This is a genomic window from Mycobacterium sp. JS623 (genome assembly GCF_000328565.1).
In the GTDB taxonomy this organism is placed as follows: domain Bacteria; phylum Actinomycetota; class Actinomycetes; order Mycobacteriales; family Mycobacteriaceae; genus Mycobacterium.
Map to the genome: position 1 here is coordinate 6,077,439 of NC_019966.1, position 24,489 is coordinate 6,101,927.

The 24,489-nt window shown below is 63.7% G+C and carries 35 protein-coding genes, 1 tRNA gene, 1 pseudogene and 1 riboswitch; of the genes and pseudogenes, 15 read left to right on the forward strand and 22 right to left on the reverse strand.

Features of this window, described 5'->3' with window-relative positions; genetic code table 11:
- Positions 1 to 68: 68 nt before the first annotated feature.
- Complete coding sequence (locus tag MYCSM_RS29495) at positions 69 to 323, reverse strand: helix-turn-helix domain-containing protein (protein WP_041315251.1); 255 nt, start codon at positions 321 to 323, stop codon at positions 69 to 71.
- Between the two features lie 167 nt (positions 324 to 490).
- On the opposite strand from MYCSM_RS29495, the gene MYCSM_RS37405 reads away from it, so the two are divergent.
- The 8 genes and pseudogenes from MYCSM_RS37405 (at position 491) to MYCSM_RS38530 (ending at position 3,255) form a co-directional block, all read left to right on the forward strand.
- Positions 491 to 727, forward strand: coding sequence for a hypothetical protein (locus tag MYCSM_RS37405; RefSeq protein WP_015309846.1), 237 nt, complete (start codon positions 491 to 493; stop codon positions 725 to 727).
- Positions 724 to 1,092 carry a DUF732 domain-containing protein gene (locus MYCSM_RS29505; RefSeq protein ID WP_015309847.1) on the forward strand — a complete coding sequence of 123 codons (369 nt, stop codon included), beginning with the start codon at positions 724 to 726 and terminating at the stop codon, positions 1,090 to 1,092. The genes MYCSM_RS37405 and MYCSM_RS29505 overlap by 4 nt, the downstream gene beginning before the upstream one ends.
- Positions 1,089 to 1,415: a DUF732 domain-containing protein gene (locus MYCSM_RS29510; protein ID WP_015309848.1), complete on the forward strand. Its 327-nt coding sequence runs from the start codon at positions 1,089 to 1,091 to the stop codon at positions 1,413 to 1,415. The genes MYCSM_RS29505 and MYCSM_RS29510 overlap by 4 nt, the downstream gene beginning before the upstream one ends.
- 28 nt (positions 1,416 to 1,443) lie before the next feature.
- Positions 1,444 to 1,635 carry a helix-turn-helix domain-containing protein gene (locus MYCSM_RS29515; RefSeq protein WP_015309849.1) on the forward strand — a complete coding sequence of 64 codons (192 nt, stop codon included), beginning with the start codon at positions 1,444 to 1,446 and terminating at the stop codon, positions 1,633 to 1,635.
- Positions 1,635 to 2,039: a hypothetical protein gene (locus tag MYCSM_RS36340; protein WP_015309850.1), complete on the forward strand. Its 405-nt coding sequence runs from the start codon at positions 1,635 to 1,637 to the stop codon at positions 2,037 to 2,039. The genes MYCSM_RS29515 and MYCSM_RS36340 overlap by 1 nt, the downstream gene beginning before the upstream one ends.
- A pseudogene (locus MYCSM_RS38525) lies at positions 2,036 to 2,188 on the forward strand (helix-turn-helix domain-containing protein); the annotation flags it as partial. The gene MYCSM_RS36340 and the pseudogene MYCSM_RS38525, both read left to right, overlap by 4 nt.
- A 333-nt stretch (positions 2,189 to 2,521) precedes the next feature.
- Positions 2,522 to 2,902, forward strand: a complete 381-nt coding sequence (locus MYCSM_RS37410) for a hypothetical protein (RefSeq protein ID WP_015309852.1) — start codon at positions 2,522 to 2,524, stop codon at positions 2,900 to 2,902.
- Entirely contained in the window at positions 2,899 to 3,255 is a 357-nt protein-coding gene (locus tag MYCSM_RS38530; RefSeq protein WP_015309853.1) for a helix-turn-helix domain-containing protein, read from the forward strand. The genes MYCSM_RS37410 and MYCSM_RS38530 overlap by 4 nt, the downstream gene beginning before the upstream one ends.
- A gap of 137 nt (positions 3,256 to 3,392) precedes the next feature.
- Here MYCSM_RS38530 and MYCSM_RS29540 read toward each other — a convergent pair whose 3' ends face one another.
- The 3 genes from MYCSM_RS29540 to MYCSM_RS29550 form a co-directional block, all read right to left on the reverse strand.
- Entirely contained in the window at positions 3,393 to 3,638 is a 246-nt protein-coding gene (locus tag MYCSM_RS29540) for a hypothetical protein (protein ID WP_157681420.1), read from the reverse strand.
- A gap of 129 nt (positions 3,639 to 3,767) precedes the next feature.
- Positions 3,768 to 3,974: a hypothetical protein gene (locus MYCSM_RS29545; RefSeq protein WP_015309856.1), complete on the reverse strand. Its 207-nt coding sequence runs from the start codon at positions 3,972 to 3,974 to the stop codon at positions 3,768 to 3,770.
- Positions 3,967 to 4,212, reverse strand: a complete 246-nt coding sequence (locus MYCSM_RS29550; RefSeq protein ID WP_015309857.1) for a hypothetical protein — start codon at positions 4,210 to 4,212, stop codon at positions 3,967 to 3,969. The genes MYCSM_RS29545 and MYCSM_RS29550 overlap by 8 nt, the downstream gene beginning before the upstream one ends.
- Positions 4,213 to 4,243: 31 nt before the next feature.
- Positions 4,244 to 4,358, reverse strand: a riboswitch (SAM riboswitch).
- A gap of 271 nt (positions 4,359 to 4,629) precedes the next feature.
- Between MYCSM_RS29550 and MYCSM_RS38935 the strand changes: the two genes are divergently transcribed.
- Entirely contained in the window at positions 4,630 to 4,947 is a 318-nt protein-coding gene (locus tag MYCSM_RS38935) for a helix-turn-helix transcriptional regulator (protein ID WP_015309858.1), read from the forward strand.
- 673 nt (positions 4,948 to 5,620) lie between these two features.
- Here MYCSM_RS38935 and MYCSM_RS35405 read toward each other — a convergent pair.
- The 5 genes from MYCSM_RS35405 to MYCSM_RS38940 form a co-directional block, all read right to left on the reverse strand.
- Positions 5,621 to 7,879 (reverse strand): bifunctional DNA primase/polymerase, encoded by a 2,259-nt coding sequence (locus tag MYCSM_RS35405; RefSeq protein WP_015309859.1) that lies wholly within the window; start codon positions 7,877 to 7,879, stop codon positions 5,621 to 5,623.
- Between the two features lie 350 nt (positions 7,880 to 8,229).
- On the reverse strand, positions 8,230 to 8,424 hold the full coding sequence (locus MYCSM_RS29570; RefSeq protein ID WP_041312839.1) for a helix-turn-helix domain-containing protein: 195 nt from the start codon (positions 8,422 to 8,424) through the stop codon (positions 8,230 to 8,232).
- Positions 8,425 to 8,847: 423 nt separating this feature from the next.
- A complete protein-coding gene (locus MYCSM_RS29575) occupies positions 8,848 to 9,336 on the reverse strand; it encodes a hypothetical protein (RefSeq protein WP_015309861.1) in 489 nt (162 codons plus the stop codon).
- 2 nt (positions 9,337 to 9,338) lie between these two features.
- The gene (locus MYCSM_RS29580; RefSeq protein WP_015309862.1) at positions 9,339 to 9,662 is read right to left on the reverse strand and encodes a hypothetical protein; all 324 of its coding nucleotides are present in this window, start codon (positions 9,660 to 9,662) and stop codon (positions 9,339 to 9,341) included.
- 205 nt (positions 9,663 to 9,867) lie between these two features.
- Complete coding sequence (locus MYCSM_RS38940) at positions 9,868 to 10,143, reverse strand: helix-turn-helix domain-containing protein (RefSeq protein WP_015309863.1); 276 nt, start codon at positions 10,141 to 10,143, stop codon at positions 9,868 to 9,870.
- A gap of 127 nt (positions 10,144 to 10,270) precedes the next feature.
- Between MYCSM_RS38940 and MYCSM_RS29590 the strand changes: the two genes are divergently transcribed.
- A complete protein-coding gene (locus tag MYCSM_RS29590; RefSeq protein WP_015309864.1) occupies positions 10,271 to 10,951 on the forward strand; it encodes a hypothetical protein in 681 nt (226 codons plus the stop codon).
- The gene (locus MYCSM_RS29595; protein ID WP_015309865.1) at positions 10,938 to 12,062 is read left to right on the forward strand and encodes a tyrosine-type recombinase/integrase; all 1,125 of its coding nucleotides are present in this window, start codon (positions 10,938 to 10,940) and stop codon (positions 12,060 to 12,062) included. Before MYCSM_RS29590 ends, MYCSM_RS29595 begins: the two co-directional genes overlap by 14 nt.
- Before the next feature lie 45 nt (positions 12,063 to 12,107).
- Here the strand turns inward: MYCSM_RS29595 and MYCSM_RS29600 are convergent.
- The 3 genes from MYCSM_RS29600 to MYCSM_RS29610 form a co-directional block, all read right to left on the reverse strand.
- A tRNA-Ser gene (locus MYCSM_RS29600) sits at positions 12,108 to 12,198 on the reverse strand.
- A gap of 29 nt (positions 12,199 to 12,227) precedes the next feature.
- The gene (locus MYCSM_RS29605; RefSeq protein WP_015309866.1) at positions 12,228 to 12,686 is read right to left on the reverse strand and encodes a nucleoside deaminase; all 459 of its coding nucleotides are present in this window, start codon (positions 12,684 to 12,686) and stop codon (positions 12,228 to 12,230) included.
- Positions 12,683 to 13,204 carry a tRNA adenosine deaminase-associated protein gene (locus MYCSM_RS29610; RefSeq protein WP_015309867.1) on the reverse strand — a complete coding sequence of 174 codons (522 nt, stop codon included), beginning with the start codon at positions 13,202 to 13,204 and terminating at the stop codon, positions 12,683 to 12,685. Before MYCSM_RS29610 ends, MYCSM_RS29605 begins: the two co-directional genes overlap by 4 nt.
- A 93-nt stretch (positions 13,205 to 13,297) precedes the next feature.
- Between MYCSM_RS29610 and MYCSM_RS29615 the strand changes: the two genes are divergently transcribed.
- The gene (locus MYCSM_RS29615; protein WP_015309868.1) at positions 13,298 to 14,257 is read left to right on the forward strand and encodes a prephenate dehydrogenase; all 960 of its coding nucleotides are present in this window, start codon (positions 13,298 to 13,300) and stop codon (positions 14,255 to 14,257) included.
- Here the strand turns inward: MYCSM_RS29615 and MYCSM_RS29620 are convergent.
- Genes MYCSM_RS29620 through MYCSM_RS29640 form a run of 5 tightly spaced genes read right to left on the reverse strand, consistent with a single transcriptional unit; the run spans position 14,220 to position 18,331 of the window.
- Positions 14,220 to 14,816 (reverse strand): putative glycolipid-binding domain-containing protein, encoded by a 597-nt coding sequence (locus MYCSM_RS29620; protein WP_015309869.1) that lies wholly within the window; start codon positions 14,814 to 14,816, stop codon positions 14,220 to 14,222. The genes MYCSM_RS29615 and MYCSM_RS29620 overlap by 38 nt on opposite strands.
- Positions 14,813 to 15,592 (reverse strand): ABC transporter permease, encoded by a 780-nt coding sequence (locus tag MYCSM_RS29625; protein WP_015309870.1) that lies wholly within the window; start codon positions 15,590 to 15,592, stop codon positions 14,813 to 14,815. The genes MYCSM_RS29620 and MYCSM_RS29625 overlap by 4 nt, the downstream gene beginning before the upstream one ends.
- Positions 15,589 to 16,272, reverse strand: coding sequence for an ABC transporter permease (locus MYCSM_RS29630; protein ID WP_015309871.1), 684 nt, complete (start codon positions 16,270 to 16,272; stop codon positions 15,589 to 15,591). Before MYCSM_RS29630 ends, MYCSM_RS29625 begins: the two co-directional genes overlap by 4 nt.
- Positions 16,273 to 16,275: 3 nt before the next feature.
- On the reverse strand, positions 16,276 to 17,385 hold the full coding sequence (locus MYCSM_RS29635) for an ABC transporter ATP-binding protein (RefSeq protein ID WP_015309872.1): 1,110 nt from the start codon (positions 17,383 to 17,385) through the stop codon (positions 16,276 to 16,278).
- A 4-nt stretch (positions 17,386 to 17,389) separates the two neighbouring features.
- Positions 17,390 to 18,331 (reverse strand): ABC transporter substrate-binding protein, encoded by a 942-nt coding sequence (locus MYCSM_RS29640; RefSeq protein WP_015309873.1) that lies wholly within the window; start codon positions 18,329 to 18,331, stop codon positions 17,390 to 17,392.
- A 129-nt stretch (positions 18,332 to 18,460) separates the two neighbouring features.
- Here MYCSM_RS29640 and MYCSM_RS29645 point away from each other — a divergent pair, with 129 nt between their 5' ends.
- On the forward strand, positions 18,461 to 18,865 hold the full coding sequence (locus MYCSM_RS29645; protein ID WP_041315270.1) for a LapA family protein: 405 nt from the start codon (positions 18,461 to 18,463) through the stop codon (positions 18,863 to 18,865).
- On the opposite strand, the gene MYCSM_RS29650 is transcribed toward MYCSM_RS29645, so the two are convergent.
- Positions 18,862 to 19,887 carry a phosphotransferase family protein gene (locus tag MYCSM_RS29650; RefSeq protein WP_015309875.1) on the reverse strand — a complete coding sequence of 342 codons (1,026 nt, stop codon included), beginning with the start codon at positions 19,885 to 19,887 and terminating at the stop codon, positions 18,862 to 18,864. The genes MYCSM_RS29645 and MYCSM_RS29650 overlap by 4 nt on opposite strands.
- Positions 19,888 to 19,896: 9 nt before the next feature.
- Positions 19,897 to 20,505 (reverse strand): histidine phosphatase family protein, encoded by a 609-nt coding sequence (locus tag MYCSM_RS29655; protein WP_015309876.1) that lies wholly within the window; start codon positions 20,503 to 20,505, stop codon positions 19,897 to 19,899.
- 17 nt (positions 20,506 to 20,522) lie between these two features.
- On the opposite strand from MYCSM_RS29655, the gene MYCSM_RS29660 reads away from it, so the two are divergent.
- Entirely contained in the window at positions 20,523 to 21,293 is a 771-nt protein-coding gene (locus MYCSM_RS29660; protein ID WP_015309877.1) for an SDR family NAD(P)-dependent oxidoreductase, read from the forward strand.
- 51 nt (positions 21,294 to 21,344) lie between these two features.
- Here the strand turns inward: MYCSM_RS29660 and MYCSM_RS29665 are convergent, their stop codons facing one another.
- Positions 21,345 to 23,222: an alkyl/aryl-sulfatase gene (locus MYCSM_RS29665; RefSeq protein WP_015309878.1), complete on the reverse strand. Its 1,878-nt coding sequence runs from the start codon at positions 23,220 to 23,222 to the stop codon at positions 21,345 to 21,347.
- 49 nt (positions 23,223 to 23,271) lie between these two features.
- On the opposite strand from MYCSM_RS29665, the gene MYCSM_RS29670 reads away from it, so the two are divergent.
- The gene (locus MYCSM_RS29670; RefSeq protein WP_015309879.1) at positions 23,272 to 23,517 is read left to right on the forward strand and encodes a hypothetical protein; all 246 of its coding nucleotides are present in this window, start codon (positions 23,272 to 23,274) and stop codon (positions 23,515 to 23,517) included.
- Between the two features lie 40 nt (positions 23,518 to 23,557).
- Here the strand turns inward: MYCSM_RS29670 and MYCSM_RS29675 are convergent, their stop codons facing one another.
- Positions 23,558 to 23,971 carry an MmcQ/YjbR family DNA-binding protein gene (locus MYCSM_RS29675; protein ID WP_015309880.1) on the reverse strand — a complete coding sequence of 138 codons (414 nt, stop codon included), beginning with the start codon at positions 23,969 to 23,971 and terminating at the stop codon, positions 23,558 to 23,560.
- The gene (locus tag MYCSM_RS29680) at positions 23,964 to 24,467 is read right to left on the reverse strand and encodes a metallophosphoesterase family protein (RefSeq protein ID WP_015309881.1); all 504 of its coding nucleotides are present in this window, start codon (positions 24,465 to 24,467) and stop codon (positions 23,964 to 23,966) included. Before MYCSM_RS29680 ends, MYCSM_RS29675 begins: the two co-directional genes overlap by 8 nt.
- Between the last annotated feature and the right edge of the window lie 22 nt (positions 24,468 to 24,489).

Below are 24,489 nucleotides of genomic sequence, written 5' to 3' on the forward strand. Positions count from 1 at the left end.
CGGTTGTTCCCCCTTCTCGCCGGGTGTGAAGTTGGCCGCAGTGAACGTATGTACTCGATCGAACCGGCTTAGCCTGGCGGTAGGGGGAGCTTACTGACCAGCTTCCCTGCATCGACGTCCAAGCCTTCGGCAATCTTGACGATTGTCTCCAGCCGCAAGCTTCGCTGTCCTCGCTCCACCTTGCCGAGCTGGGTCCAATGAATGCCGCACCGGACCGCGGCGGCTTCCTGACTGAGGCCAAGTGCCAGTCGACGATCGCGTACGCGTTCGCCGAAGACGCGAGTGGTGTCGTTCAAAGCGGGCTTGGATCGGTCGTCCGGCATGATGCCCAACCACATACGGCCCAGGCGAGAACGGCCAGAGTGCGCTGTACGCATGCGTATTGTGCCCATGCGTAATGATCCTTACGATTGCAAGGATCTTAGCTGGCTGACAGAAGTGGCTGGTCTCGGTTCACACGATTGCCAGTAGCGTTGGGAGACAACGAAGGATGAACCTGAAGGCAGCAATGATCACCGGTGTGATGATCGTCATCGGTGTCACATGTTGGACGTTTTGGTACAACTCGCAAGACCAAAAGCTGCAGCGATGCATCACAGCCGATCAGCAGGAGTGGGAGATCAAGGTACGGACCGACCCACAGGCTCAGATGATTCACAACGCAGGTGGGGATCCGCCACTCACGCTCGCCCTGCTCGACTGCGACGACAAGTTGGGGATCAAGTGATCGACGTCCCCAAGCACCTAGGTAAACGGACGAAACTCGTCACCGTCCTAGTGGCCCTGACCGCACCCCTCATCCTGGCACCGGCCGCACGAGCAGACACTGGGATCTTCACCCAGGCTGAGGCCCAGTACCTGGAGCAGCTTGCCGGACAGGGCATCCTGCCGCAGACGCTCGGGATGACCAACGGCCGAGATGAGGTTGGGCTGGGCCATGGCATCTGCCTTGCCCTCAATGACCACAGCCACGATGTCGTGGATGCGGGTATCAAGCGCAACTGGTCGAACCTCAGCCAGCTACAAATCAATGCGCTCGTCGGGTTCGCCGTGGCCGACTTCTGTGAGCAGAACGCGAGCAAGTTGTCATGAGGGCGAGCATCCCTGCAGTCGCCTCAGTCTCTTTCTCCCTGATCCTGGCAGCGACGGCGAGTGCGGATACGGATGACGAAGTTTTCCTACAGAAACTGGCTAATGACGGGATCCGAGAGTTCCCGCACCCACTGGTCCAGGAGGGTCACAGCATCTGCCACACCATCGATCTCGGCCCGAGCGGTGGGGGGTATGTGCCGGATGTGCTCGACCGAATGTCCCAGACGTTTCACCAGTGGCTAACACACCAGCAGACAGCTGATCTGGTGGTCGACTCCGTCTTGGCGTACTGCCCATACGACCGCGACAAACTGAACTTCTGAGGAGACGCTCCGCGAGGGGACGGTCAAGGTGAGCGATCATGAACTGCCGCGATGGGTGACCATCAAGCAGGCGGCCGAGTACTACCAGCTGGATCCGAAGACGATCCGGAGGATGATCGCCCACGGCAAGCTCAAGGCTCGCCGTGTCGGCGAGAGGAGCATCCGCGTTGATCGCGAGTCCCTATTGGAACTCGGCCGTGTGAGTTATTGGGGAACGTAATGACCCACGACGCCTGGCGCCCGGAGGCGCACTGCCGCCACTGCGGAAGGAAAGTGGCCCAGGGGGTGGCGCACGTCGACGAGGACGGGAACATCTGGGATGCCCACTGGGACTGTGCCCGTCGCGCGGAGCTGGAGAGGCGAGCCCGTGACGCGGGGCCGAGTGCATCGGAGCGCAGCCTGCGCGGCCGAATCGGTGCGTATACCCGGTGGGCCAACACCGAAGACCGCTACATGGCCACCAGGCCAGCGCGCGAGGGCTTCTACGCGAAGCTTGAGCGGGAGGTCGATCCGGACGGCGAGCTCACTCCGCAGGAGCGCGCCAAGCGTGTCGACTGGGCGATGAAGGCTCACATGCAGCGGATGGCATTGAAATCGGCACAGACGCGGCGGCGCAAGCGGTGAGCCGCCGGTACATCAGCATCGCCGAGGCCGCTGAATACCTGAAGATCAGTGACCGCACCGTGCGTCGGCTCATTGCCGACGGAGAGTTAACGGGCTATTCCATAGGCCGTAGCCATCGAATGCTGCGCGTCGACCTCGATGAGATCGACGAAAAGCTTATGCGGCCCATCAGCTTTCACTGGAACGATCCGTCCGCTAAACCCCGCAAACGCGAGGGCCCGCACGTCCCGGATCGGTCAATCGCGGTTAAAGGGGTTGAGGAGTCGGCCAGTGTCAAGAACGCCATTGAGCGCAAGCCGAGGCGACAGACACTGTTCTGCAAGTGCGGGCACGGCGATGGCGCTCACGGGATGAGGACCACTTACGGACCCGGCGTCGACCCGCCCAACCCCAGGTTTAAGTGCTGGTCATGTGAATGCACGGAGTTTGTCCAGGATGTCGACCGGCCTCGGCGCAAACGATGACCCGAAAGGATGATTCGCATGGTTGACGAAGGAAACCCCAACTGCGACCACCGATTTCCCCGCGGCAGCGAGTGGTGTGCCATTTGCGGGCGCTACCGCCACGCCGACCAAGTCAAAGAGCTGGTCGCAAAGGCCCCGCCGCTCAGCCAGGATCAGATCAACCGGATCTCACTGATATTCAGGAGCACGGCGAAAGATATCGACTGGGCCGCGGTCGCCGCCGAGGGCGCCATGGCCGACGTCATCCAGCAGCACGGCCTGGTGCGCTACCCCGTCGAATGCGCGTGCGGCGAGAACCTCCGTCGGCCCCAGGATTGGGGACGCCATGTCGCTGGAGCGATCTACCAGACCCTGGAGGCGGCTGGCGTCAAGCGCAAGCGCCGAACCGCCCAGCGATGAGCGACGCCGCCGACCGGCTCGCCCAAGCCATCCGCGACGTCGTCAACGAGGCCGTCCGCGCAGCAGCTCTCGAACAGGAGCGCCCAACTCCGGCGCCGTCACGCGCGGGTGAACTACCCGAGATACCCCAGGACGATTTTCTCCTATGCCCATGGTGCAACAAGAAACATATGCGGCACCTCTTGCCGGTTAAGGAAGTCCGACATCAGCTGGGCGGCATCAGCCCCACCACGTTCTACGCGTTGGTCAAGGACGGGGAACTGTCGCTCGTCAAGATCGGTCGGCGCTCGTTTGTCCAGTCGGAAGACCTCGACGATTTCGTCAGGAGGCGGCGCTACGACCCTTCTGGTTGAGCAGAAGCTGCCGGGCCGGGCGTGCACATTGACGGGGCGATTGTCGTCGTCATGGCGGATCGAACCTCCCTCCAAGGGGAACACGTCAATCGCGTGCCTCACCATGGGCCGAGATCTCCCCGCCGCATACTGGACCGCTATCCGCAGGGCGGCTTGCTCGGCGGCGTATTAGGGACCGGGAAGTCGGGGTTGAGCGACTGGGGACGGTCCTTCGAGTGCGCGAACTTCTTTGCGATCTGCTCGACGGTGAGGATGCGGTTGATACCGCCGCAGTCGCAGTCCCACTGTGCCGAGTTCCCCGTCGTCGGCGCAGCGTCGGGATCGTGTCCCTGGCCACGATGGTGCGCAGCCCAGTCCTCCACGCCATCGCAGTGGTCAGTCATGCGCTTCGTCATCGGTGATTGGGACCGTCCCGCGATCGCGGACGGCAATCCTGTCGGCCTCCCGTGAGTAGTGGGAGTTATGCCACTGTCTCTCTGGTTGTGGCTCACCGATCCATCCACGCTCGGCGCTCATGACTGTGTCCTTTGATTTCTCCGATAACTGGGGACACCCATCATTTTCTGCCACTTGGCGCCGTCGGGGTCCTGGGCCACCTGCTCGTCATAGCGGGCGTCCTGGGCACGCAGACGGGCGACGTGCTCCTCGTCGGTGGAGGCAGGCCAGTAGCCGAGTTCGGCCGCCAACTCACGCAGCCTGACCAAGTCCAGCTCAGCCATGCCTGCGCCCGGCCGCGTACCGGTCGGCGATCTGCACGGGCGAGACATTCGTCGGCGACGCCGCGCGGCGAACCAGGTGGTCGGGGTTGGTCGAGTGCACCCGGACCTTCCGGTATTCGCAGCGGCCACACCGCTGCCACGCCCAGTGCACGCCGTCACCAGGCCACCCGAACAAGTCGTCTGTCATGGCGATCTGGCCCGCGCCCTTGTCATCGTTGGAGTTCGAGTTCCCGTTCATTCGCCCGCCCCTCAGTCGGGCCTCCGCACCGGAGGCGCTCTTGCCCGCACCGGCCGGTGCCAGGCCGCTTCGTTCATCCGAGCCACCCAATGAGCGTGGGGTTGGCGTGCCGTCCAGTCGGAGCTTGGCGACGACATCTCATGAAGCACCTCCATCCTACGAGGCTCGACTAGGCACGGGCACATTTCATCGGCGATGGACTCCGGGCCGCCAGCCGGACCCGAGCGGCTAGGCGGGCATCCGGAGCGGCACGTCGTGTCCCAACGTCAGGCAGCCCCAGCCGGACGTGTCGGCCAACCGACCTACGCAACCCGGAATCGTCACCGGGGGCGGCAGCACGCCGTAGCGTTCTATAGTGAGCTGAGGTGAACGCAGACGATTTACTCAGCGACACAACGAGACTCGGAGAACAACTCTATGTCCGATAATGATGAGGAAGACTTGCGAAGCGCAATCGACCAGGACACCAATGCAATTCGGGCTAAGCGCCCCGCGGTAGATGTGGGGGATTGCACGAAGGTCGATCAGGGGGATAGCACGAAGTTAGATCAGGTGGATAGAGAGATCATGGGTGCCAAGGACCTTGAGGCACTGACCGGAACCAAGGCCAGTACATGGCGCTACTGGGCCAACATCGGCGAGGGTCCGGCCAGCTTCAAGCTCGGCAGGCGCCGCGTCTGGAAAATGTCGGTCGTACGGGAGTGGCTTGCCGAGCAAGAGAAAAGGGCCAGATGAAGTATTCAGACACACCAACGGAAACAACACGATTGGAGGACGGAATGGATGCTGGAGCAGCAGTCATGACCAGAACCGCCGCCGAGCAGCGACGGATAAGTGGGAAAGCGTAGCTGAGAAGGACTTCAACTTTCGCACCGTCGACCCGGCGGACGTCAAAGAGGTCTTGATGACGACGAGCAAGGGCAGGTGCTGGGTGGACGGAAACCCTTAGGGTTTGGTTGATGGCGTCGTACTACGTTGCCGGGAAACTGCTCTCGGCTTGCACTAAGTCTTACTAGGTTTTGAACTGCTCTTGACATTTTGTACGTTCTGCACAGCCATGCGACACGAAACCCCAGCCCACCGCTCTGAGTCCACGATCCTCCCCGTGCTTGGATACCTTGCCGGAGTTCGTATCTGTCCCTTACTCAATTTTTCTTGAATTTTGATTCCTACTAACTCCGGCATGAATGTCTCTGAATACCAGTACTTCCCGGTGGTTCCTTCTGGTTCCCGGGAACCTGTTGGAACCGCCCGTCCGATGGGCAGGTCGGACGAACGATGCGCGCTGTGGGCTTCCGTTTTTTCGAAATCCAAGTGGTGGTTCCCAGTAGTTCCCTCTGGTTCCCCAGAACCTGTTGGAGCTGGTTCCCGGGTTCCCCGGTATAGGAACCGGGGAACCAAGAACCACTCAGTCTGTGCGTAAGGCGTTCCCGGAGTGGGCATACCGATCCGACCGCTCGTCGTCCGTCTCGCGGTATGGCTTGAGTGAGGTGTACACGTCGTATCCAGATCGGCCCTTCGCGGTTTCCACGTAACCCTCGCTCCGGAGAATGTCGATGCCCGCCAGCATCGCCTGCTTATTCCCGCCGGCCGCCTCCGCCACCTTGGTCTTCGTCAGCTCCGCGGGGTGCTGCTCGATCGCCTCGCTTGCGCGCTGCATCAGGTTCGTCGGACGAAAGACAGCTGGGCCGCAGGAGTTTTCGTCGCTTCGAATACCCGGGGCGCCGACAGTCACTGTCGGCGGGGCGACCGTCGAGTCGATGATGATCCGGGCCGCCTCCTGGGTGCGGTCGGACTTCCGGAAAGGGCCGCAGTGCACCCTCACGCATCCGGGGCGGTCCTTGCCCACCCGCAGCACCACCTCACCGCGCATGTCCTTGCCCAACGGGAGGGCAACCTCCACGGTGTACGCAGCGCCGCTCAGCCCGGCCATCTTGGCCTGGCCCCCGATGGCGAAGCGCCCCCTGGTGCCAGCGTCCTTAGTTACGTGGTCAATGAGCACCACGGCGGCACCGGTTCTGGCGGCGATCAGCTTCGGCACCGCCCTAAGCCAACGGGAAACGTCATCATTGTCCTTCGTCGAACAGCCGAAGATGCCGAGCGCGTCCGTCACCCCGTCAATGACGGCCAGTGCGTAAGTGCCGGAGAGCACCTCGTCCCATGCCCGCCGTTCCGCCACGGAGTCCGGTCGGACCTCTGGCTGCACATAGCGGAAGTGGTCGGCAACGGCGGCAGGATCAGCGCCGAACTCCAGAAGACGGTCGACGACGGACACCGCATCCGACTCGAAATCGAGGTAGAGCACCTTCTGACCGCTATTGATCCGGCGTACACATTCAACCTGGATGACCAACGACTTCCCCGATTCAGACTCACCATGAAAGCTGTGCACCAAGCCGGGATAGAGGAGGCACTGCCCGTCGGATCGCTCAAACAAGCTTGGCAGCAATGGCTCACGGACGCCATTGAGCAGGTCTGTGAGGTCGACCGGACACCATGATGGCCCGTCCTCTCCAGTATCGGGATGACCTCCAATGCCTTCTCCGTTACCTGAGCTGGCTGTCCCCATCGTCTGCCACGGGTCACTAGGGGAGGTCGCCGCGATGAGCAGGGCCGCACCCTCAGTGAACCGCCAGAACTCCGCCTCGGCCACCTTGCGAGGCCGGGTATCGGTTACCTCCAGCACGTAGGCGGTGAACAATGTGGACAACGCGCTCGGTACCCCGACACGGCCCGAGTGGTGCATCCGCATCAGCGCGGCGACGTCGTCACGGGTGTGGTCGTAGCGGCTGCCTGCTCCGCCAGTCAGCTCCAGCAGGGCTTTCTGCAGCCTCGCACCGACCACCTCGTCCGGCACGCCGTTGTCCGTCAGCTCCATGAGCTGGTGGTAGACCTGCTCGTCGACCACCGCATCGTTCGCCTTGGGTCGGTTGGGAGCCGATCCGTCGAAGACCTCTTCGCGAACCGAGTCTTTGGCCAACGCAGTCACCCACGCCTCGGGCAGCTCGGAGAGGTGCTCTACGCGAGGCACCTCGCCTTCAGGCAGCAGCGTGCCGTCTGGGCCCAACCAGCGGTACCGCTGTGCGTTCTTCGGATGGATGGACGGCCAGGCAGTGACGTAGCGGTGATGGGGTTGGATGACCTCGATGTCCCCCCGCCCCAGATCCTTGAACTCAATCACGCTCCGAAAGAACACGCCCACCGGCACCCGAAAAACCCGAATGCCGCTGACTTCATCATCGACGCGCGACGACGAGCGATACGTAGCAGGCAGCGGACCCCACCGATATTCGGCTTCCTTGAGCGTCAGGCCCCCAGTCTTGGCGTCGTAGGCATCGACATCAATACCGATGAGCCCGTAGTTCACTCGGAGTGCGAGGTTACTCAGGCCGTGTTCTTCCCGTGCCCATGTGGCGATCTGCTCGTCACTGGGCCAGTGTCCATGATGTCCCGTGTAGCCCTTGGGCGGCGGATATTTTGCACCCGGCGGAATCGGCAATGGTGCACGCCACCCCGCCTCCCTGTGCAGCCGGGCGCCCCGGGCGTAGATGCGATCCTCACTGTCCTGATGTCGCTGCTGTCCCGTGTCCTGGTCATCAAAGGTGATGTCCCCAAATGTGTTGCGGGAGTTGCGCTCGGCTACCCTACCGGGAGCCCCATTCGTCATCACCGTGAATCACCACGCGCCGCGAACGGAGTAGCCGAGGCGCCATAGGGTAGCCGCAAGTTGTTCGGCGCGGCCGGGGTGGATGCGCCACACCTTTGAGGTCGCGTCCCAGTGTCGAGCCGCGGGCGGTAACGCCCTGATTGCGATCACCGCGCGCTTGTCGGGTTCCAGGCTGACCAGTACATCGTCGTAGTACTCGCCGAGATGTTCGAACCGGATGATGGGGTTTTCAAAGCGCCCGTCTGCTCGCTGGCGCTGGCGTGCCCCGAGTCGGCATTCTGGCGGTGGTGTTGGTCGTCGCAGTTTTCGTGGGCCGCCTCCTCGCGGGAGGCGGCTCCTTTTTGTCTTCGTCATGCGGTGCCGTCGCCACCCACGGTTTGGGCATCGAACCAGGCCTCGAGATCGCTTCTGCGGTAATAAATTTTGCCGCCAACCTTGAGCTGCGGCGCGAATAGACCCTTGCGGTACAGGTCCTCCTGGGTGTTGATCGGGATCCCGTACTGCTCTTGCACGCCACGCTTGCTGACCAAGATGGTTGGGTTCATCTCTGTCCCTTCCCCGAGCGAGACTCTCTCGCCCTCACCCGTTTTGTGACGAGGGGCGCCGAAACACATTGGCTACGCGAAATTCTTGGGGGACGAGGACAACTGCGGGGAAGAGGATCGCGGGGAGACGAAGCGCTCACTGCTCTGGCTCGCCGGGCAGCTCCTCGGCGTCGGCGCCGGGTCGCTTCTTCAGCTGGGTGAGTTGGGGCGCGCATCTTACGCACCTTGGCCGAGCGCAACGAGATCAGCGCCAATGGAGCCCGGGCGGCGTGGGTGCTCATGCCAGCGCACCGGCACGCCGTCGATCCGCTGGCGATCGATGCGTACGTGCACGGCCTCGGTGGACGCGGCGATGGACCTTCTTACCATCCACCCTGAACGGCTGATAGCAACCTCTGGGATGAGGGGACATCATTGCAGTCACTAGATTTCGTGCTCTCCATCGCTGTCAGCGGAGTCCGCTTCATCGCCCAAGTCGACGGGTTGATCGTCGTGGGGATTGATGGGCGCGATGTAGCAGATCGTCCCGAGCGGGTGTTCGGCGACGGCACCGTCGCCCAGCACGAAGCGGTTGTGCTCCCAGGTGAAGTCCGAGGCCGCCTCGGGCTCGATCCGAATCTGGATTCTGACGTGGCGACCGTCGCTGTACGTGTTGTCGGCCTCATCCCAGGTGCAGTCGTCGGCGTCCTCGTCACGCACCGCGCATAGTGTGCCGGCATACAGGGCCCCCCAGATGTAGAAGAGCTGCGTCTGCATGCTTATCGACTCGTCGAGGTCGAGCCGACCGGTGCCTGCTAGTTCACCGAGCCGGTACTGCGTTTCAGCGAGCAGTTTCGTGCCTGTGGCGTAACCGTGTTTCGCTTGGTCGGCGATGTCGTGAACGTTTGGATTCACCGCGGGTCGGTTCGCCATGACTATGTCTCCCCTTCGGTCGCTGACGTGATTTGAAAGCGGCCCAGCAGCATTGCCTTCAATCCGGTGACAGGGACCTGATCGACCAAGCCTTCCTCGCTCCAGGCGAAATCGATCGATCCGTGGGGCACCTGATCGACATGCGGGTCGGCCCACAGCGTCTCGATCAGATCCAGCACCTTGTACCCGTCCGGTGACACGCGGAACCGGTCGCCGCAGTTATCGATCAGCTCGTCGAGCAACGGCCAGATGCCGACAACGCAACCACCTTCGCCACGGATGAATTCACGGGCAGCGGCGACGCAATCATTGGGTGCTACGGACATTTTTCCTGTTCCTTTCACGCGGGCATTCCGGCGTTGGTCTGTGGGAATGGGCGCCGGGGTCTCCTCGGCTGCCGATGTGCATCGTTGTGTTCGCGAAATCCGGGTCGTAAGAAGTCATGGGGTCCTTTCGGGTTGGGGGTGGCGTGGGTATAGGAAGCCGAGCACCTTGTTGGTTTTTGGGATGACCCGGTCCGATCCGGCCGGGTTACTTCGATCTCGAGGCGGCCCCCGGCGGGTTGTCGCTGCGGTTCGCGGCCAGGTAACGAGCCACATCGGCGCGCAGATAACGCACACGCCTGCCGAATTTCACATAGGGAATGCCGCCGCGCCGATACCTGTCCTGGGCGAGCGCGGCTTCGGTGGTCGCCATTACGGGCGCCAACTCGCGCGACGTCGCGATGGCGGGGAGTGTCGACAAGTCGATGCCGGTGTCAACGAACAGCCTCGACAACTCGGTGTCCGTCAGGTCTTGTATTGCCATTTCAGCGCGTCCTCTCAGTTTCACTTCGCCTCATTTCTAGCGACACCACTAGCCCACCACATCAGAGGCGTCGTGTCAACTCGCATACTTGCTAGTCAATTCACTGACAATCACGTAGAGTGAACTGGTGGCAGATTCTGTGACAAAAGTGGCGGAAGTGATAGGCGAAAGCGCGAAGGTCCTTCGGCTAGACGCCAAGGTGACGCTCGAACAGCTGGCGCGGGTCGCGCAGCGCTATGGTTTGCCTTGGACATCGGGCCGCGTCGGTGATTTTGAGGCAGGTAGGACTGCGCCGAGCCTGCCGACCCTCATTGCAGCCGCAGCGGCGCTAGGTGATGCGATCGGACGCCCGGTATCGCTCGCCGAGCTGGTCGCCGGCAACGGGCGAGTCCAAATCAACGACAAGCTGAGCCTCGACAAGTCAGCACTACATGCTGCCCTATCTGGCGGAAGTCTCGGCGCCGAGCTGGTAGCGGCGTCGGACGAGACCTCGTTCTTGCAAGAGAATCTAGCGACAATGCCGATGGAGATCTCAACGGTTCACTGGCCCAAGCGACTCCGTGCGATAACGCAAGGTCTCCGCTCGGCTGTGCTCCGGGATTTCAGCGAATCCGACGCGCGGATGTGCAAGAACATTGGCGTTAGCGAGGTACTCGGTGCGACAGCCATGGCAGCGTTGTGGCGCCGCACTTTCACGGCCGAACGCGACCATCGGGCCGGACCAGACGCCAACGCTCAACGCCGGGGCCAGATTTCACGCCAACTGAAGGCCGACCTGCAACAGGTAATCAACGATGGCGACGGTTGAGCGGTACGAAACCAACGGTGGTGCAACGCTTTACCGCGTTCGCTACCGCACACCCGACAACAGGTCGACGCAGAAGCGCGGCTTCAAACGCAAGATCGATGCGCAGCGGTGGGCAAACTCGGTAGAAGTCAACAAGATGACGGGCGATTACATCGCGCCGTCACTGGGCCGGATTACAGTGGCCGAACTGGGCCCTGAGTGGCTGACCCGTAAAAAGCAACACACCGCACCGTCCCACTACCGGATGCTCGAGTCTGCTTGGCGTGTCCACGTTTCCCCGCGGTGGAGAAAGGTCGCGGTCGCCGATGTCGACCTGTTGAGCATTGAGGCGTGGATCGCCAGCATGGGAGCCGAGGGTGCCGGCGCGACGACAGTGCTGCGGGCACACGGGGTGTTATCGGGCATTCTGGCCGACGCCGTGAAATCTAAACGGCTCTCAGCGAACCCTGCTAAGGGCGTAGAGAACCTTCCGCGCAAGACTGGCAAGCGACGCGTCTACCTGTCGGCAGATGACGTGTACCGGCTCGCCAACGAATCCAGCCAGCACCGAACCCTAGTGCTTGTGTTGGCCTATACCGGCATCCGGTGGGGAGAAGCGGTGGGACTCCGAATACGCGACGTGGAATTCCTGCGTCGTCGGCTCAACGTGAACCAGAACGCCGTGCAGCTTGGTGTCAGCCACGCGGTAGGTCCGACCAAGGGCCGCAAGGCTCGCTCGGTGCCGGTCCCAGGATTCGTGCTCGATGAGCTGTCGGTCCAATGCGGCGGCAAGGCTCTTGGCGACCTGGTGTTCCCCGGGCCGGATGGCGGCTACTTGCCTCGGCCGAAGTCCTCGGGCGGGTGGTTCGCCGCTGCGGTCAGGAGAGCCGAGATCCAGACGATCACGCCCCACGATCTGCGCCATACCTGTGCGTCGCTGGCTGTGTCGGCCGGCGTGAATGTCCTGGCGTTGCAGCGGATGCTCGGGCACACATCGGCAAAGGTCACGCTCGACACCTATGCGGATCTGTTCGACGACGATTTGGACGCCGTAGCGGTCACTCTGCATAGCCGGTACTCACGCGAAAGTGTGGCCAAAATGTGGCCACGGGGGCCGGAGGACGCGCGTTAGCAAACACTAAAATACCGCTGACCTGCGATAACAGATCTACAGTAATGGCGGTGGCGGAGGGATTTGAACCCTCGGACGGGGGTTACCCGTCACACGCTTTCGAGGCGTGCTCCTTAGGCCGCTCGGACACGCCACCGCGTGGCAGCTTACCGGCCCACCGCAGCACTAATCCAATCGCTGCTTCGCGAAGAACGCCTCGAGCGGCGCGGCGCACGCGTCGGCCAACACTCCCCCGCGGACTTCTGGTCGATGTGTAAGCCGACGATCGCGCACCACGTCCCACAGCGACCCGACCGCGCCGGTCTTCGGTTCCCATGCGCCGAACACCAGCCGAGACACCCGCGCCATCACCAATGCGCCGGCGCACATCGTGCACGGCTCAACCGTCACCGCCAGCGTGGCCCCGTCCAACCGCCAGCCGTCGGCCAACGCCGAAGCCGCGGCCCGCAGCGCCAGGATCTCCGCGTGCGCGGTCGGATCACCCAACTCCTCGCGCATGTTGGCTGCCCGCGCCAATTCGGTGCCGTCCGCGGCGACAATCACCGCCCCGATCGGCACGTCACGAGGCCCCGCCGCATACGCGACCTCGAGCGCAACCCGGATCAGGTCTTCGTCGGTCTTCACCGACCCAAACGGTCGAGCACCGCCGACAGCTCGTCGGCGAAGCCCATTTCCCGTGCGATCCGGCCGAGCTGCTCGTCGGCGTACAGGTCGGATTCGTCGAGGATGACGCCGAGCACCGCTTCGGGCAGGCCGATGTCGGCGAGTACTCCGAGATCGCCCTCCTCGAACGGGTCGGCTTCCTCCAGCTCCTCAGGGGAGATGTCGTTGTCCAGCTTCTCGAGCACCTCGGCGGCGATGTCATAGTCAAGTGCGGCGGTCGCATCCGACAGCAGCAGCCGAGTTCCCGCGGGCGCGGGCCGCACGATCACGAAAAACTCGTCGTCAACGTCTAGCAGCCCGAAAACCGCTCCCGCACTACGCATTTCGCGTAACTCCGTTTCCGCTGCCGTCAGGCTGTTCAGAGCGGCCTTGCGCATCGCTGAGCAACGCCACTTGCCGTCCTCGCGCACGACGGCTACGCCGAAGCCGTCGGGCATGTCCGCGGCGTGGCCCTGCGCCGGCGCACTCTGTGCTCCCATGGGGGCTAACGGTAGTCCGGCGGTCCAGCCTTGACCAGCAATGGACACCAAGCCTGACGTCGGGCGATACCGGCGATATGCCAACCTGGAAGGGTGACAAACACACCCATTTGCGTGGTGGGTCTTGGACTTATCGGGGGCTCCGTGATGCGCGCCGCGGCTGCGGCGGGACGCGAGGTGTTCGGCTACAACCGCTCGATCGACGGCGTACAAGCCGCGAAATTCGACGGCTTCGACGCCACCGAGGACCTCGACGAGGCGCTGACCCGCGCCGCCGACAGCAAAGCCTTGATCGTGCTCGCCGTACCGGTGCCGGCGCTGCCGCAGATGTTGGCACGCATCCGCGACGCCGCGCCGGAATGCCCATTGACCGACGTGACCAGCGTGAAGGGCTGCGTCCTTGACGAAGTCCGGTCCTTTGGCCTGCTTGACCGTTTCGTCGGCGGCCATCCGATGACCGGGACAGCACAATCGGGCTGGGTCGCGGGCAGCCCCCTGCTCTTCGTCGGCGCGCCGTGGGTGATCGCCGTCGACGACCACGTCGACGCCGACATCTGGACGATGGTGATGAACCTCGCCCTGGACTGCGGCGCCGTCGTCGTCCCGGCCCGGTCGGACGAGCACGATGCCGCCGCCGCCACCATCTCGCACCTGCCGCACCTGCTCGCCGAGGCGCTCGCCATCACCGCGGGCGAGGTGCCGCTGGCGTTCGCGCTGGCCGCTGGCAGCTTCCGCGACGGCACGCGGGTGGCCGCCACCGCCCCGGATCTGGTCCGTGCCATGTGCGAGGCCAATGCCGACCAACTGCTGCCCGTACTGGAGCGCACGCTTTCCCTGCTCGGCCAGGCGCGCGACGCACTCGCAGCGAAAAGCCCGCTGACCGACCTGGTCGAGGGCGGTAACGCCGCACGAACCCGCTACGACAGCTTCGGCCGACCCGAGATCGTCACAATCGTCATCGGGGCGGAGAACTGGCGCAATGAACTCGCCGCCGCAGGCCGTGCGGGCGGGGTGATCAGATCCGCGCTGCCAACCCTGGGTAGTCGAGGATGAAGCCCTCGTCGTCGACCCGGATCGTGGTCTCTGCCACCGGTGAATGCAGCTTGATCCCGTCGGGCGCGCTGCTGTAGCTGATGACCGCCGGGTCCACCGACAGCTCGGGCAAACGCACGTAGACCACAGGCAACGTCACCGACTCGCTGCGCTGATAGAGCCCGGTGCGCCGGATCGGCAGCGCGTTGAAAAACGGGCTGAAGATCAGATCGACGTCGAGCGCGCCTTCATAGGCGGCACGTCTGGACTCGCCGGTGTGATGCTGAACCAGCCACATGTTCTCTTCGTCGCGGGCGATCGACAGCTGCCGCTCGCGCTCGGCAAGCGTGACGGTCAGCGACAGGCGTTTCGTGGCGCCCGCCTCATCGGTGACCAGATCATAGGAAGCCGAGAAGGCTGGGTGCGACGGCGTCGCGGCCGCGACGATCCTGCCGTATGCCTTCATGCGGTTGCCGGACAGCTGAACCCGCACGGACTCCATCCGCGGTACATCATGCGCGCGCCAGGTCAAGATTCGCGGCCAGGCGCCGTCCTTGTCTTCAGAGCGACCTTCACTCACCCCTCTACCGTAGGCGAAGGATCGCCTCGTTCGTAGCGCCGTATTGAAGTGCTTTGCGCGGGTGCTCGCGACTCGAGGACGACCTCATCGCCGAGCAACGGCTGCGGCATCTGACGCAGCCGGCCGGTGCCGGGAACCGACGCCCACACGGCGAAAGCCAGCGCCGCGTCGAGGATCAACGCCAGGGCCGTGACCATCAACGCGCCGACCAATGCGAGATAGAACTGCCGCACCTTGATGCCGTCGATCAGATAGCGACCCAGGCCGCCCAGGCTCGCGTAGGCCGCGACGGTCGCGGTGGCGACGATCTGCAGTGTCGCCGTGCGCAACCCGCCGAGGATCAGCGGCATCGCGTTGGGTACTTCCACGCGCAGCAGCACCCGCGTCTCGGTCATGCCCATCGAACGCGCGGCGTCTACGACGGCGCGGTCCACATTGGCGATGCCCGAGTAGGTTCCGGCCAATAGCGGCGGGATGCCCAGCAACATCAGCGCCACGGTCGGCGGCACCAGCCCGAGGCCCCACAGCAGCACACCCAGCAACAGCACACCGAGCGTAGGCAGTGCGCGAAGCGCGTTGACCCCGGTCACGACGAGGAAGGTGCCGCGGCCGGTGTGCCCGATGATCATGCCCAGTGGCGCAGCGATGATGGCCGAGAAGACGACGGCGACGACGGTGTATTGCAGGTGCTCGAGAATGCGCGCCGTCAGGCCGGCGGCACCACCCCAGTTGGCTGCGGTGAAGATGTACGAAAGTGCTTGCTGCAAGAAGTTCATGCGGTCGCTCCGGCGGTTGCTCCTGCGCGGGCTGCTCGGGGGGCCTTGGTCGCCCTCGTCCAGGGCGTCATCGCCTTCCCAGCGAGCATGATCAGGGAATCGATGACGATGGCGAGCACGAAGATCGCAATGATGCCCGCAATGATCTGGTCACTCTTGTTGGCCTGATAGCCCTCGGTGAACCAGGTGCCCAAGCCACCGATTCCGATCACCGATCCGACCGACACCATGGAGATGTTCGTGACGGCAACCACGCGCAGACTCGCTATGAGCACTGGAACAGCAAGGGGCAGCTCCACTTTCAGCATCCGGGAGACTGGTTTGTAGCCGACGGCGGTGGCGGCGTCGAGCACCGCAGGTGACACCGCGTCCAGCGCTTCGGGCACCGCGCGGACCAACAGCGCGACGGTGTAAAGCGTAAGCGCCACAATGACATTCGCCTCGTCGAGGATGCGGGTGGGAATGATCAGCGGCAGCACGACGAACAGCGCCAGCGACGGGATCGTGAAGATGATGCTCGCAGTCACCGTCGTCAGCCGTCGCAACGCGGTGGTCCGCTGGACCAGCGCGCCGAGCGGCACAGCAATGATCAGCCCCAGGACGATCGGAACCAGTGACAACCGTAGGTGGATCAGCGTCAGCGTCCAGAGGTCGTCGAGGTGAGTGAGCAGATAGCGCATCCGCTACCCCAGCTCCGGAACGCGGCGCTGTTCATTCAGCGCCTTGAGCACATCGTCGGCGCGCACCCCACCGATCAAGTGGCCGCGCTCATCGACCGCCACGCCCAACCCGGTCGGTGAGGACAGCGCGGCGTCGAGAGCTTGTCGCAACGTGCCATCCGGCTTGAAGAAGGATCCGCCGCCGACGGTGCTGTCATACAGCGAGGAGCCCTTGCGGTGGACCGCAACACCGTCGGCATTGATCCACGCGAGTGGTGTTCCGTCTGCCTTGACGACCAGGGACCATTCGCCGGGCTGTAAGGCCAGAGCGTCGACCTCGCCATCGGTCACCGTTTTGATCTCGTGCAGAGGCAGCCCCGTCGCATGGAAGAACTGCAAACCTCGATAACCGCGGTCGGCTCCGACGAATCCCGAAACCAGCTCGTTGGCGGGGTTGGACAACACAAAAGCCGGGTCTGCGTACTGCAATAGCGCGCCACCGCGTCCGAAGACCGCGACCTTGTCACCCAGCTTGACCGCCTCGTCGATGTCGTGGGTGACGAACACGATCGTCTTGCGTAATTCGCTTTGCAGCCGCAGGATCTCGGTCTGCAACTCTTCGCGCACCACCGGGTCGACCGCACTGAATGGTTCGTCCATCAACAGGATCGGCGGATCGGCCGCCAACGCGCGAGCCACACCGACGCGCTGCTGCTGACCGCCCGACAGTTGCGCCGGGTATCGACTGCCGAGCTTCGGGTCCAGACCGACGCGCGCCATCACGTCCAGCGCGGATTTGCGTGCGCTGCGCCGTGATTCGCCTCGCAGGAGAGGCACGGTGGCGACGTTGTCGACCACCCGCAGATGCGGCATCAACCCTGCGCTCTGGATGACATATCCGATGCCCAGCCTCAGCTTCACCGGGTCGACTTTGGTGACGTCTTTCCCGTCCACGGTGAGTGTGCCGGAGGTCGGATCGATCATCCGGTTGATCATCCGCATCGAGGTGGTCTTGCCGCAGCCGGACGGACCGACGAAAACCGTCAGCGTGCCCTCCGGGACCTCGAGTGTCAGGTTGTCAACCGCGACAGTGCCATCGGGATATTTCTTCGTGACGTTCTCGAATGTGATCATTCGTCTATTTCTGCAGGGGCTTGTCGAAGCCGTTGTCCTTGATCCACTTTTGCGCCGCCTTGTCGGGGTCGATGCCCTTGTTGCCTTCCACCGCCGTGTTGAGCTGAATCAGACCCTCCGTGGTCAGTTTTGCGCTGACGGCGTCCAGTACCGTCTTGAGCTCAGCGGACATCTTCTGCGACGCCACCAGTGGCACCACGTTCGCCGCGAGGAACACATTCTTCGGATCCTCGAGAACCACAAGGTGACTCTGCTCGATCGCCGGTGAGGTGCTGAAGACGTTGGCCGCGGTGATGGCTCCGCTCGTCAGGGCTTGCACGGTCGCGGGTCCGCCGCCGTCACTGATCGCGATGAAGTTGGCAGGCGCGATGTCCAGACCGTATTTGTCCTTGAGACCGACGAGGCCGGTCACGCGGGTCTGAAATTCCGATGGCGCGCCGACTTTCACCTCGGGTGAATGCGCGGCGAGGTCGGCGATGGTTTTGAGATTCCACTTCTGCGCGGTCGCCTCGGCAACCGCCAGGGTGTCCTTGTCCTCCGCCGGCGACGGATACAAGATCGACAGGTCGCCGGGAAGCGCTTTGAGCAGAGCCAGCAGCACGGCATCAGACGTCGTCGCCGTCGCCTGCTTGTCGAAGTACTGAAGGAGGTTGCCGGTGTACTCCGGGATCAGGTCGATGGAATGGTCTTGCACCGCAGGGATATACGTTTCGCGGCTGCCGATGCCGAACTGACGGCGGACGGTGAAGCCGTTGGCCTCCAACGCCTGGGCGTAGAGCTCGGCAATGATCTTCGACTCGGTGAAGTCGGCCGAACCGACCTTGATCGACTTGAGATCTCCGGATACCTCCCCGCCGCCGAGCGGATTGGAGCTGCCGCACCCGGCGATCACCAGCGCAAGCACCGCCGCAATGACCGCCAGAATCGATGTACGCGTGCTCGACATACCGAACGTCCTCTCGGCGCATTGGCTTCCCCGGGACACTATCGAGATGTGCGCCGAAACGCCGCCCTTTAGGTCAGCGTGATCACCGATGTGGTTTCTTTCGATGCTGGAACGGGCAAAGATGGCAGTATGACCAGCGATCCGTCTGCCTCGCCCGATCCCCCCCGCGGCGCCGTTCCCCCGGGGCCTATCGAGCCGCCGCAGGCCTCCTCGAAGGGGACGCCGCCCGACCCGACGGCCACCCCCGGTGAGTATCTCGTATCGCCAGAGTCGGCCGTCAAGTTCACTCGTGCGGCGGCGCTGTGGTCAGCGCTGATCGTCGGGTTCGTGATCCTGATCCTGTTGCTGGTGTTCATCATGCAGAACACCGATTCGACGACCATCCACTTGTTCGTCTGGGAGTGGAACCTACCGGTCGGCGTGGCGATTCTGCTCGCCGCGGTGTGCGGCGGTCTGCTGACCGTGGCGGCCGGGACAGCACGCATCGTCCAGCTGCGCCGTGCGGCGAAGAAAAATCTGAAGGCCGGGTTCTAGCCGAGGACGCGTAGGCCTTCAGCGACCAGCGGCGCCACCGCCTTGTCGACCGCATCGGCGTCGTCGGCAACTCCGCCGCCCATGCGCGCGCGGAATGCGATGCCCGCGGCGATGATTGCCACCTTGAAGTAGCCGAGCGCCATGTAGAAGTCCCAGTTGTCCAGCGGCTGTTCGGCCGCCAGCGAATAGCGGTCCGCAAGCTCGTCGACCTCAGGCATGAGCGGTGACGCCCACGCCGACGCGGAGTGGATCATGTTGAACATCGAGTGGCGGTACACGCACATCAGCGCAGCGTCGCTGAGCGGATCGCCGAGCGTCGACATCTCCCAGTCCAGCACTGCGACGACCTTGGTCGCGTCCTGCGCATCGAGAATCGTGTTGTCGATCCGGTAGTCGCCGTGCACGATCGAGCTGCGGCTCTGCGGTGGAATCGCTTCTGCCAGAGCCGAATGCAGCCGCTTGACGTCGGCATCACATGGATCGTTGTCGCGCCGCACCAATTCCCACTGCCCGCCCCAGCGACGTACCTGCCGCTCGAGATAGCCAGTGGGTTTACCGAAATCGCCGAGCCCGACAGCTTCTGGGTCGACGGCGTGCAGATCGGCGAGCACCCGGATCAGCGCGTCGACGCAGTCGCTGATGACGGCCTTGTCACCGAGCTCCTCGAGCTCGTCGTCGTACCGCACGACGCGCCCTGCCACGTACTCCACCATCTGGAACGGCGCGCCGAGCACGGAGTCGTCGTCGCGCATCGTGACAGCGCGCGCGACCGGCACCGGGGTGTCGGCCAGAGCGGCCACCACCTTGTACTCGCGCGCCATGTCGTGCGCCGACGGCGTCAGACCGGAAAGTGGCGGCCGGCGCAGCACCCACTTGTGTGCGTCATCGGAAACCTGGAACGTCAGATTGGACCGGCCGCCGGCGATCAGCTCGGCACGGAGCTCCCCGCTGCGGGCGATGCCGATGGACTGCAGATGGCGATCAAGGGCGTCGAGGTCCAGCCCGTCGAGCGAGGTAGTCACGGAACTTGTCTACCATCGCTGGTTTCGCGGCAAGAGGTCCCATACGTGCTCGGTGCCATTGAGGGACGCGACGTACAGATTGCCTTCGCGGGACAACAGCAGCCGGGTGATCCCGGCGTAGTCGACGTTGACGCACAGGATCTTCTCGGTGCCCATGATGGTGTGCACCAGTCCGTTGATCACGCCGCCGTGGGTGAACACTGCGACGGTGTCCTCGTGATCGCCGGCTTCCGCGATCGCCCGGATCCCGGCGTTGATCCGATCAAGGAACGCGGTCTCGTCGACGCTGCTGGGCAGATGCCCCTGCGACAACCGGGCCAGCTCCTCAGGAAATTCGGCGGCGATCTGCTCGATCGGGATGTAGTCCGCCATGTCGCGGTCGTATTCGGCGAGCCGGTCGTCGACCTCTATTGTCAGCCGCAGCGCGTCGGCGACGGGTTGCGCGGTCTGGATGGACCGGACCTGCGGGCTGCTTACCAGCCGGGTGATCGGGAAGCGCGCCAGCGCATCAGGCAGCCGCTTGGCCTGCTCGATGCCCTCTTCGGACAAATCGGGGTCAGAGCCCTGTCCGGGTTCGCTGCGAAGCGGCAGCGCATGCCTGATGAGAAGCAATTGCACCGTGTCACCATATTGCTGTGACTTCCCGGGGATACGCCGACCACCTCTTCGATCTCACTGACCGGGTTGTGCTGGTCACCGGCGGCAGCCGGGGCCTCGGCCGGGAGATGGCGTTCGCCGCGGCGCACTGCGGCGCCGACGTGATCATCGCCAGCCGCAAGTACGAGACGTGCGTCGAGACCGTCAAGGAGATCGAGGCCGCGACCGGTCGTGCCGCGCTGCCGTACCAGGTGCATGTCGGACATTGGGACGAGATCGACGGGTTGGTGGCCGCCGCCTACGAACGGTTTGGCAAGGTCGACGTCCTCATCAACAACGCTGGCATGTCGCCGCTGTACGAGTCACTGAGCACGGTCACCGAGAAGCTGTTCGACTCCGTCATCAACCTCAACCTGAAGGGCCCATTCCGATTGTCGGCCCTTGTCGGCGAGCGAATGGTGGCCGACGGCGGCGGGTCGATCATCAATGTCAGCTCCAGCGGGTCGCGACGGCCCCGGCCCGAGCAGCTGCCGTACTCAGCGGCCAAGGCGGGACTGAACGCGCTGACCGAAGGGCTCGCGCTGGCGTTCGGCCCGACCGTGCGGGTCAACACGTTGATGCCCGGGCCGTTCCTGACCGATATCAGCAAGGCCTGGGACATTCCGGCGACGACGAAGGGTGCCCAGCACTTCGCGCTCAAGCGGCTGGGCAATCCGCCCGAAATCATCGGTGCTGCTTTGTTTTTGGCCTCCGATGCGTCGAGCTACACCAGCGGTTCGATCATCCGCGTCGACGGCGGCATTCCCTAGCGATTTCGGCGCGGCAACAGTCGCTCAGCGAGCGTAAGCGCGCCGAAATCGCTACGGCTCGACGATGTTGAAGCTGGGGTTCGGCCGGTCAACCACTGCGAGCACCGACGGCATTGCGTTGGTATCACCGGTCACCTCCAGCCCCGGTGAATCCGCGTCGCCTGCAACAAATGTCAAGAGCCGCAACTTGTTTGCGAACTTGATGCTCGCCTGTGCGGTCGATTCATCGGCGGCCACTCTGCGGTGGACCAGCACCCCGTTGCGCACCGTCAACCGGTAGTTGGTCGCGGTATCCAGGAACGTGATGTCGACGGCGACGTCGAGATCCCATGCCCGCGGCCCATTGAGGTTGATCGCGAACGTGTCGAACAGCTGCTCGGGCGTCAGTTGCATCACCATCGACGGTGACGCGGTCTGCGTCGGCGTGCCGAAATTTCCGTCGCGCAGCTCGGTCATCCCCGACAGGAAGAAGTTGCGCCATACCGCGTTCTCTGCGCCGTAGGCGAGCTGCTCGAACGTGTCGGCGTAGAGGTCGCGGGCGCCCCGGTGATCCTTGTCGGTGAAGATCGCGTGGTCGAGCAGGGTTGCAGCCCAGCGGAAGTCGCCGCCATCGAAGGCCGCACGGGCGATTTCGACGACACGGTCGAGGCCTCCCATGGCCTCGACGTAACGCGGTCCGATCGCTTCTGGCGGGTGGGCCCACAATCGGGCGGGGTTGCCGTCGAACCAACCCATGTAGCGCTGATACACCGCCTTGACGTTGTGGCTGACCGAACCGTAGTACCCGCGGGTGTGCCACGCCCGCTCCAGCGCAGGCGGCATCTGGAAAGTCTCGGCGATCTCGATTCCGGTGAAGCCCTGATTCAGCTGCCGCAGTGTCTGGTCGTGCAGATATGCGTACAGATCCCGTTGCAGAGAAAGGAATTCGACGATCCGCTCCTTACCCCACGTCGGCCAATGGTGTGAGGCGAAGACGACGTCGGCGCGGTCGGCGAACGTATCGATTGCCTCGGTGAGGTAGCCGGCCCAACCATGCGGATCACGGACCAGCGCGCCGCGCAGGGTCAGCAGGTTGTGCAAGTTGTGGGTCGCGTTCTCGGCCATGCACAGGGCCCGGAATTTCGGGAAGTAGAAGTGCATTTCGGCGGGCGCTTCGGTCCCTGGCGCCATCTGGAACTCGATGTCGACGCCGTCGAAGGTGTGCCGCTCTCCGGTCTCGCGGATGTCGATGGTCGGCACGATCAGCGCGACTTCACCAAGCGAAGGAGTCTGCCCCAAACCGCAACCCACCTGCCCCTGGGGGCCGCGCTCCAGCACCGCTCCATACATATATGCAGCGCGTCGCGCCATCGCCGTTCCCGCGTAGACGTTCTCCTGAACGGCGTGCTCGGTGAAATGCTCGGGCGCGATGATCGCGACCTTGCCCGCGTCGACGTCGGCCTGTGTCGTCACGCCAAGGACACCGCCGAAATGGTCGACGTGACTGTGGGTGTAGATGACGGCGACGACCGGCCGATCACCTCGATGGGCGCGGTACAGATCCAGCGCGGCCGCCGCCGTCTCAGTGCAGACGAGCGGATCGATGACTATGACACCGGTGTCTCCCTCGATGAAGCTGATGTTGGACAGGTCAAGACCGCGAACCTGATAGATGCCTTCGACCACCTCGTAGAGGCCTTGCCTTGCGCACAGTTGGCTCTGCCGCCAGAGGCTGGCATGCACCGATGTCGGCGCCTCGCCGTCTAGGAAGGCGTAGATATCGTTGTCCCACACCACTCTTCCGTCGGCGGCCTTGACGACGCATGGTTCGAGGGCGCCGAGAAAGCCCCGATCGGCGTCCTCCAGATCCTGGGTGTTGTCGAACGGGAGATTGGTCAGGTGTTCGGCGTGCGCCGACTCGATCACCGCCGTCGGGGGCTTCTGTTCCATGACGCTGACATTGCCACGCGAGTCTGGCGACGGGTGGTTGACTGACCGAATGAGTGTGCGCCGCGTAGTCACCGGACACGATCCGTCCGGCAAGTCAGTCTTCGTAAGCGACGAGACGGTCGAGCCCGTCGTCACCACGATGATGCCGCAGTTTCAGCCCTACCTACTGTGGGGTGCAGACGAGACGCCGCAATTCCCTGACGACGGCAACATGCCGCAGTGGCACACCTATTTTCCGCCGCCCGGCGGTTTCCGATTCGGCGGCGCAAACCATGCCGCGGCGCCACCTGCCTAGCGCCATATCGGCCTGATCTGCGCTGTCGACGCCAGCTGAGCTAACTTTCCTGCTCGGCAAGCCATCTCTCGGCGCGGCGCTTGGACGCCCGCGACAACCATGCGTCCTGGATCAGCTCGGTCAACTCGCTTTTACTGATCAAGCGTAAGTCCTTGGCGCGCACCAGAACCGATAAATGCCCGTCGAACCGATCGGTGGTGAAGAACGGCGAGTCGGGATCCTGGATGAGCGCGAGCTTGTCGCTCTCGGACTCCACCCAGATCATGATCACATCGGCGTACCGTTCGCCGGTCTCGGGGTCCTCGGCATCGGGCTGCGGCGTGCGAAAGAACACGAACGATTTGCCGCCCACCTGATAGATGGCGTTGCCCTTGGGCCCCTCGATACGGGTGGCGTACGGCATCGCAGCGGCGATCTCGTGCACGTCGGCTACTCGGGCTTTGCGGTCACGCATGGCGATCCAGGTTGTGTAGCACGACATCTGACAACGCGGCGTTGTCCACTGTTGCGGTCATGTACGTGCAGAACGGTTGCCTGCGCCGGTCGGTCGGCGAGCCGGGGTTGAGCAGGCGCAGACCCGTCTTGGCCGTGGTGTCCCACGGAATGTGGCTGTGGCCGAAGACCAACACGTCGGTGTCGGGGTACGCGTCGGCCATCCGAGCTTCGCGGCCGGTCGCCGCTCCGGTCTCGTGCACCACGGTGAAGCGGAGCCCGCCAAGCGTCGAGTCGGCACGTTCGGGCAGGCGACGCCGCAACTCTGCACCGTCGTTGTTTCCCCAGCAACCGACCAGACGCTTGGCCTTGGCTTCCAGCGCGTCGAGCAACGACGGTTCCACCCAATCGCCGGCGTGCAGCACCACGTCGGCGACTGCCACCTCGTCCCAGACCTGACGGGGCAGGTCACGAGCTCGCTTGGGAATATGGGTATCGGCGATCAGCAGCAGTCGCACGGCCCTAATCTAGCGGCGCATA

What these genes read in the sequence shown, in the direction of transcription:
- MYCSM_RS29495 (WP_041315251.1), bottom strand. Translation starts at nt 323, where the DNA reads ATGCCGGACGACCGATCCAAGCCCGCTTTGAACGACACCACTCGCGTC.
- MYCSM_RS37405 (WP_015309846.1), top strand. Translation starts at nt 491, where the DNA reads ATGAACCTGAAGGCAGCAATGATCACCGGTGTGATGATCGTCATCGGT.
- MYCSM_RS29510 (WP_015309848.1), top strand. Translation starts at nt 1,089, where the DNA reads ATGAGGGCGAGCATCCCTGCAGTCGCCTCAGTCTCTTTCTCCCTGATC.
- MYCSM_RS36340 (WP_015309850.1), top strand. Translation starts at nt 1,635, where the DNA reads ATGACCCACGACGCCTGGCGCCCGGAGGCGCACTGCCGCCACTGCGGA.
- MYCSM_RS37410 (WP_015309852.1), top strand. Translation starts at nt 2,522, where the DNA reads ATGGTTGACGAAGGAAACCCCAACTGCGACCACCGATTTCCCCGCGGC.
- MYCSM_RS38530 (WP_015309853.1), top strand. Translation starts at nt 2,899, where the DNA reads ATGAGCGACGCCGCCGACCGGCTCGCCCAAGCCATCCGCGACGTCGTC.
- MYCSM_RS29540 (WP_157681420.1), bottom strand. Translation starts at nt 3,638, where the DNA reads ATGACTGACCACTGCGATGGCGTGGAGGACTGGGCTGCGCACCATCGT.
- MYCSM_RS29545 (WP_015309856.1), bottom strand. Translation starts at nt 3,974, where the DNA reads ATGGCTGAGCTGGACTTGGTCAGGCTGCGTGAGTTGGCGGCCGAACTC.
- MYCSM_RS29550 (WP_015309857.1), bottom strand. Translation starts at nt 4,212, where the DNA reads ATGAACGGGAACTCGAACTCCAACGATGACAAGGGCGCGGGCCAGATC.
- MYCSM_RS38935 (WP_015309858.1), top strand. Translation starts at nt 4,630, where the DNA reads ATGTCCGATAATGATGAGGAAGACTTGCGAAGCGCAATCGACCAGGAC.
- MYCSM_RS35405 (WP_015309859.1), bottom strand. Translation starts at nt 7,879, where the DNA reads ATGACGAATGGGGCTCCCGGTAGGGTAGCCGAGCGCAACTCCCGCAAC.
- MYCSM_RS29570 (WP_041312839.1), bottom strand. Translation starts at nt 8,424, where the DNA reads ATGAACCCAACCATCTTGGTCAGCAAGCGTGGCGTGCAAGAGCAGTAC.
- MYCSM_RS29575 (WP_015309861.1), bottom strand. Translation starts at nt 9,336, where the DNA reads ATGGCGAACCGACCCGCGGTGAATCCAAACGTTCACGACATCGCCGAC.
- MYCSM_RS29580 (WP_015309862.1), bottom strand. Translation starts at nt 9,662, where the DNA reads ATGTCCGTAGCACCCAATGATTGCGTCGCCGCTGCCCGTGAATTCATC.
- MYCSM_RS38940 (WP_015309863.1), bottom strand. Translation starts at nt 10,143, where the DNA reads ATGGCAATACAAGACCTGACGGACACCGAGTTGTCGAGGCTGTTCGTT.
- MYCSM_RS29595 (WP_015309865.1), top strand. Translation starts at nt 10,938, where the DNA reads ATGGCGACGGTTGAGCGGTACGAAACCAACGGTGGTGCAACGCTTTAC.
- MYCSM_RS29610 (WP_015309867.1), bottom strand. Translation starts at nt 13,204, where the DNA reads ATGGGAGCACAGAGTGCGCCGGCGCAGGGCCACGCCGCGGACATGCCC.
- MYCSM_RS29625 (WP_015309870.1), bottom strand. Translation starts at nt 15,592, where the DNA reads ATGAACTTCTTGCAGCAAGCACTTTCGTACATCTTCACCGCAGCCAAC.
- MYCSM_RS29630 (WP_015309871.1), bottom strand. Translation starts at nt 16,272, where the DNA reads ATGCGCTATCTGCTCACTCACCTCGACGACCTCTGGACGCTGACGCTG.
- MYCSM_RS29635 (WP_015309872.1), bottom strand. Translation starts at nt 17,385, where the DNA reads ATGATCACATTCGAGAACGTCACGAAGAAATATCCCGATGGCACTGTC.
- MYCSM_RS29640 (WP_015309873.1), bottom strand. Translation starts at nt 18,331, where the DNA reads ATGTCGAGCACGCGTACATCGATTCTGGCGGTCATTGCGGCGGTGCTT.
- MYCSM_RS29645 (WP_041315270.1), top strand. Translation starts at nt 18,461, where the DNA reads ATGACCAGCGATCCGTCTGCCTCGCCCGATCCCCCCCGCGGCGCCGTT.
- MYCSM_RS29665 (WP_015309878.1), bottom strand. Translation starts at nt 23,222, where the DNA reads ATGGAACAGAAGCCCCCGACGGCGGTGATCGAGTCGGCGCACGCCGAA.
- MYCSM_RS29670 (WP_015309879.1), top strand. Translation starts at nt 23,272, where the DNA reads ATGAGTGTGCGCCGCGTAGTCACCGGACACGATCCGTCCGGCAAGTCA.
- MYCSM_RS29675 (WP_015309880.1), bottom strand. Translation starts at nt 23,971, where the DNA reads ATGCGTGACCGCAAAGCCCGAGTAGCCGACGTGCACGAGATCGCCGCT.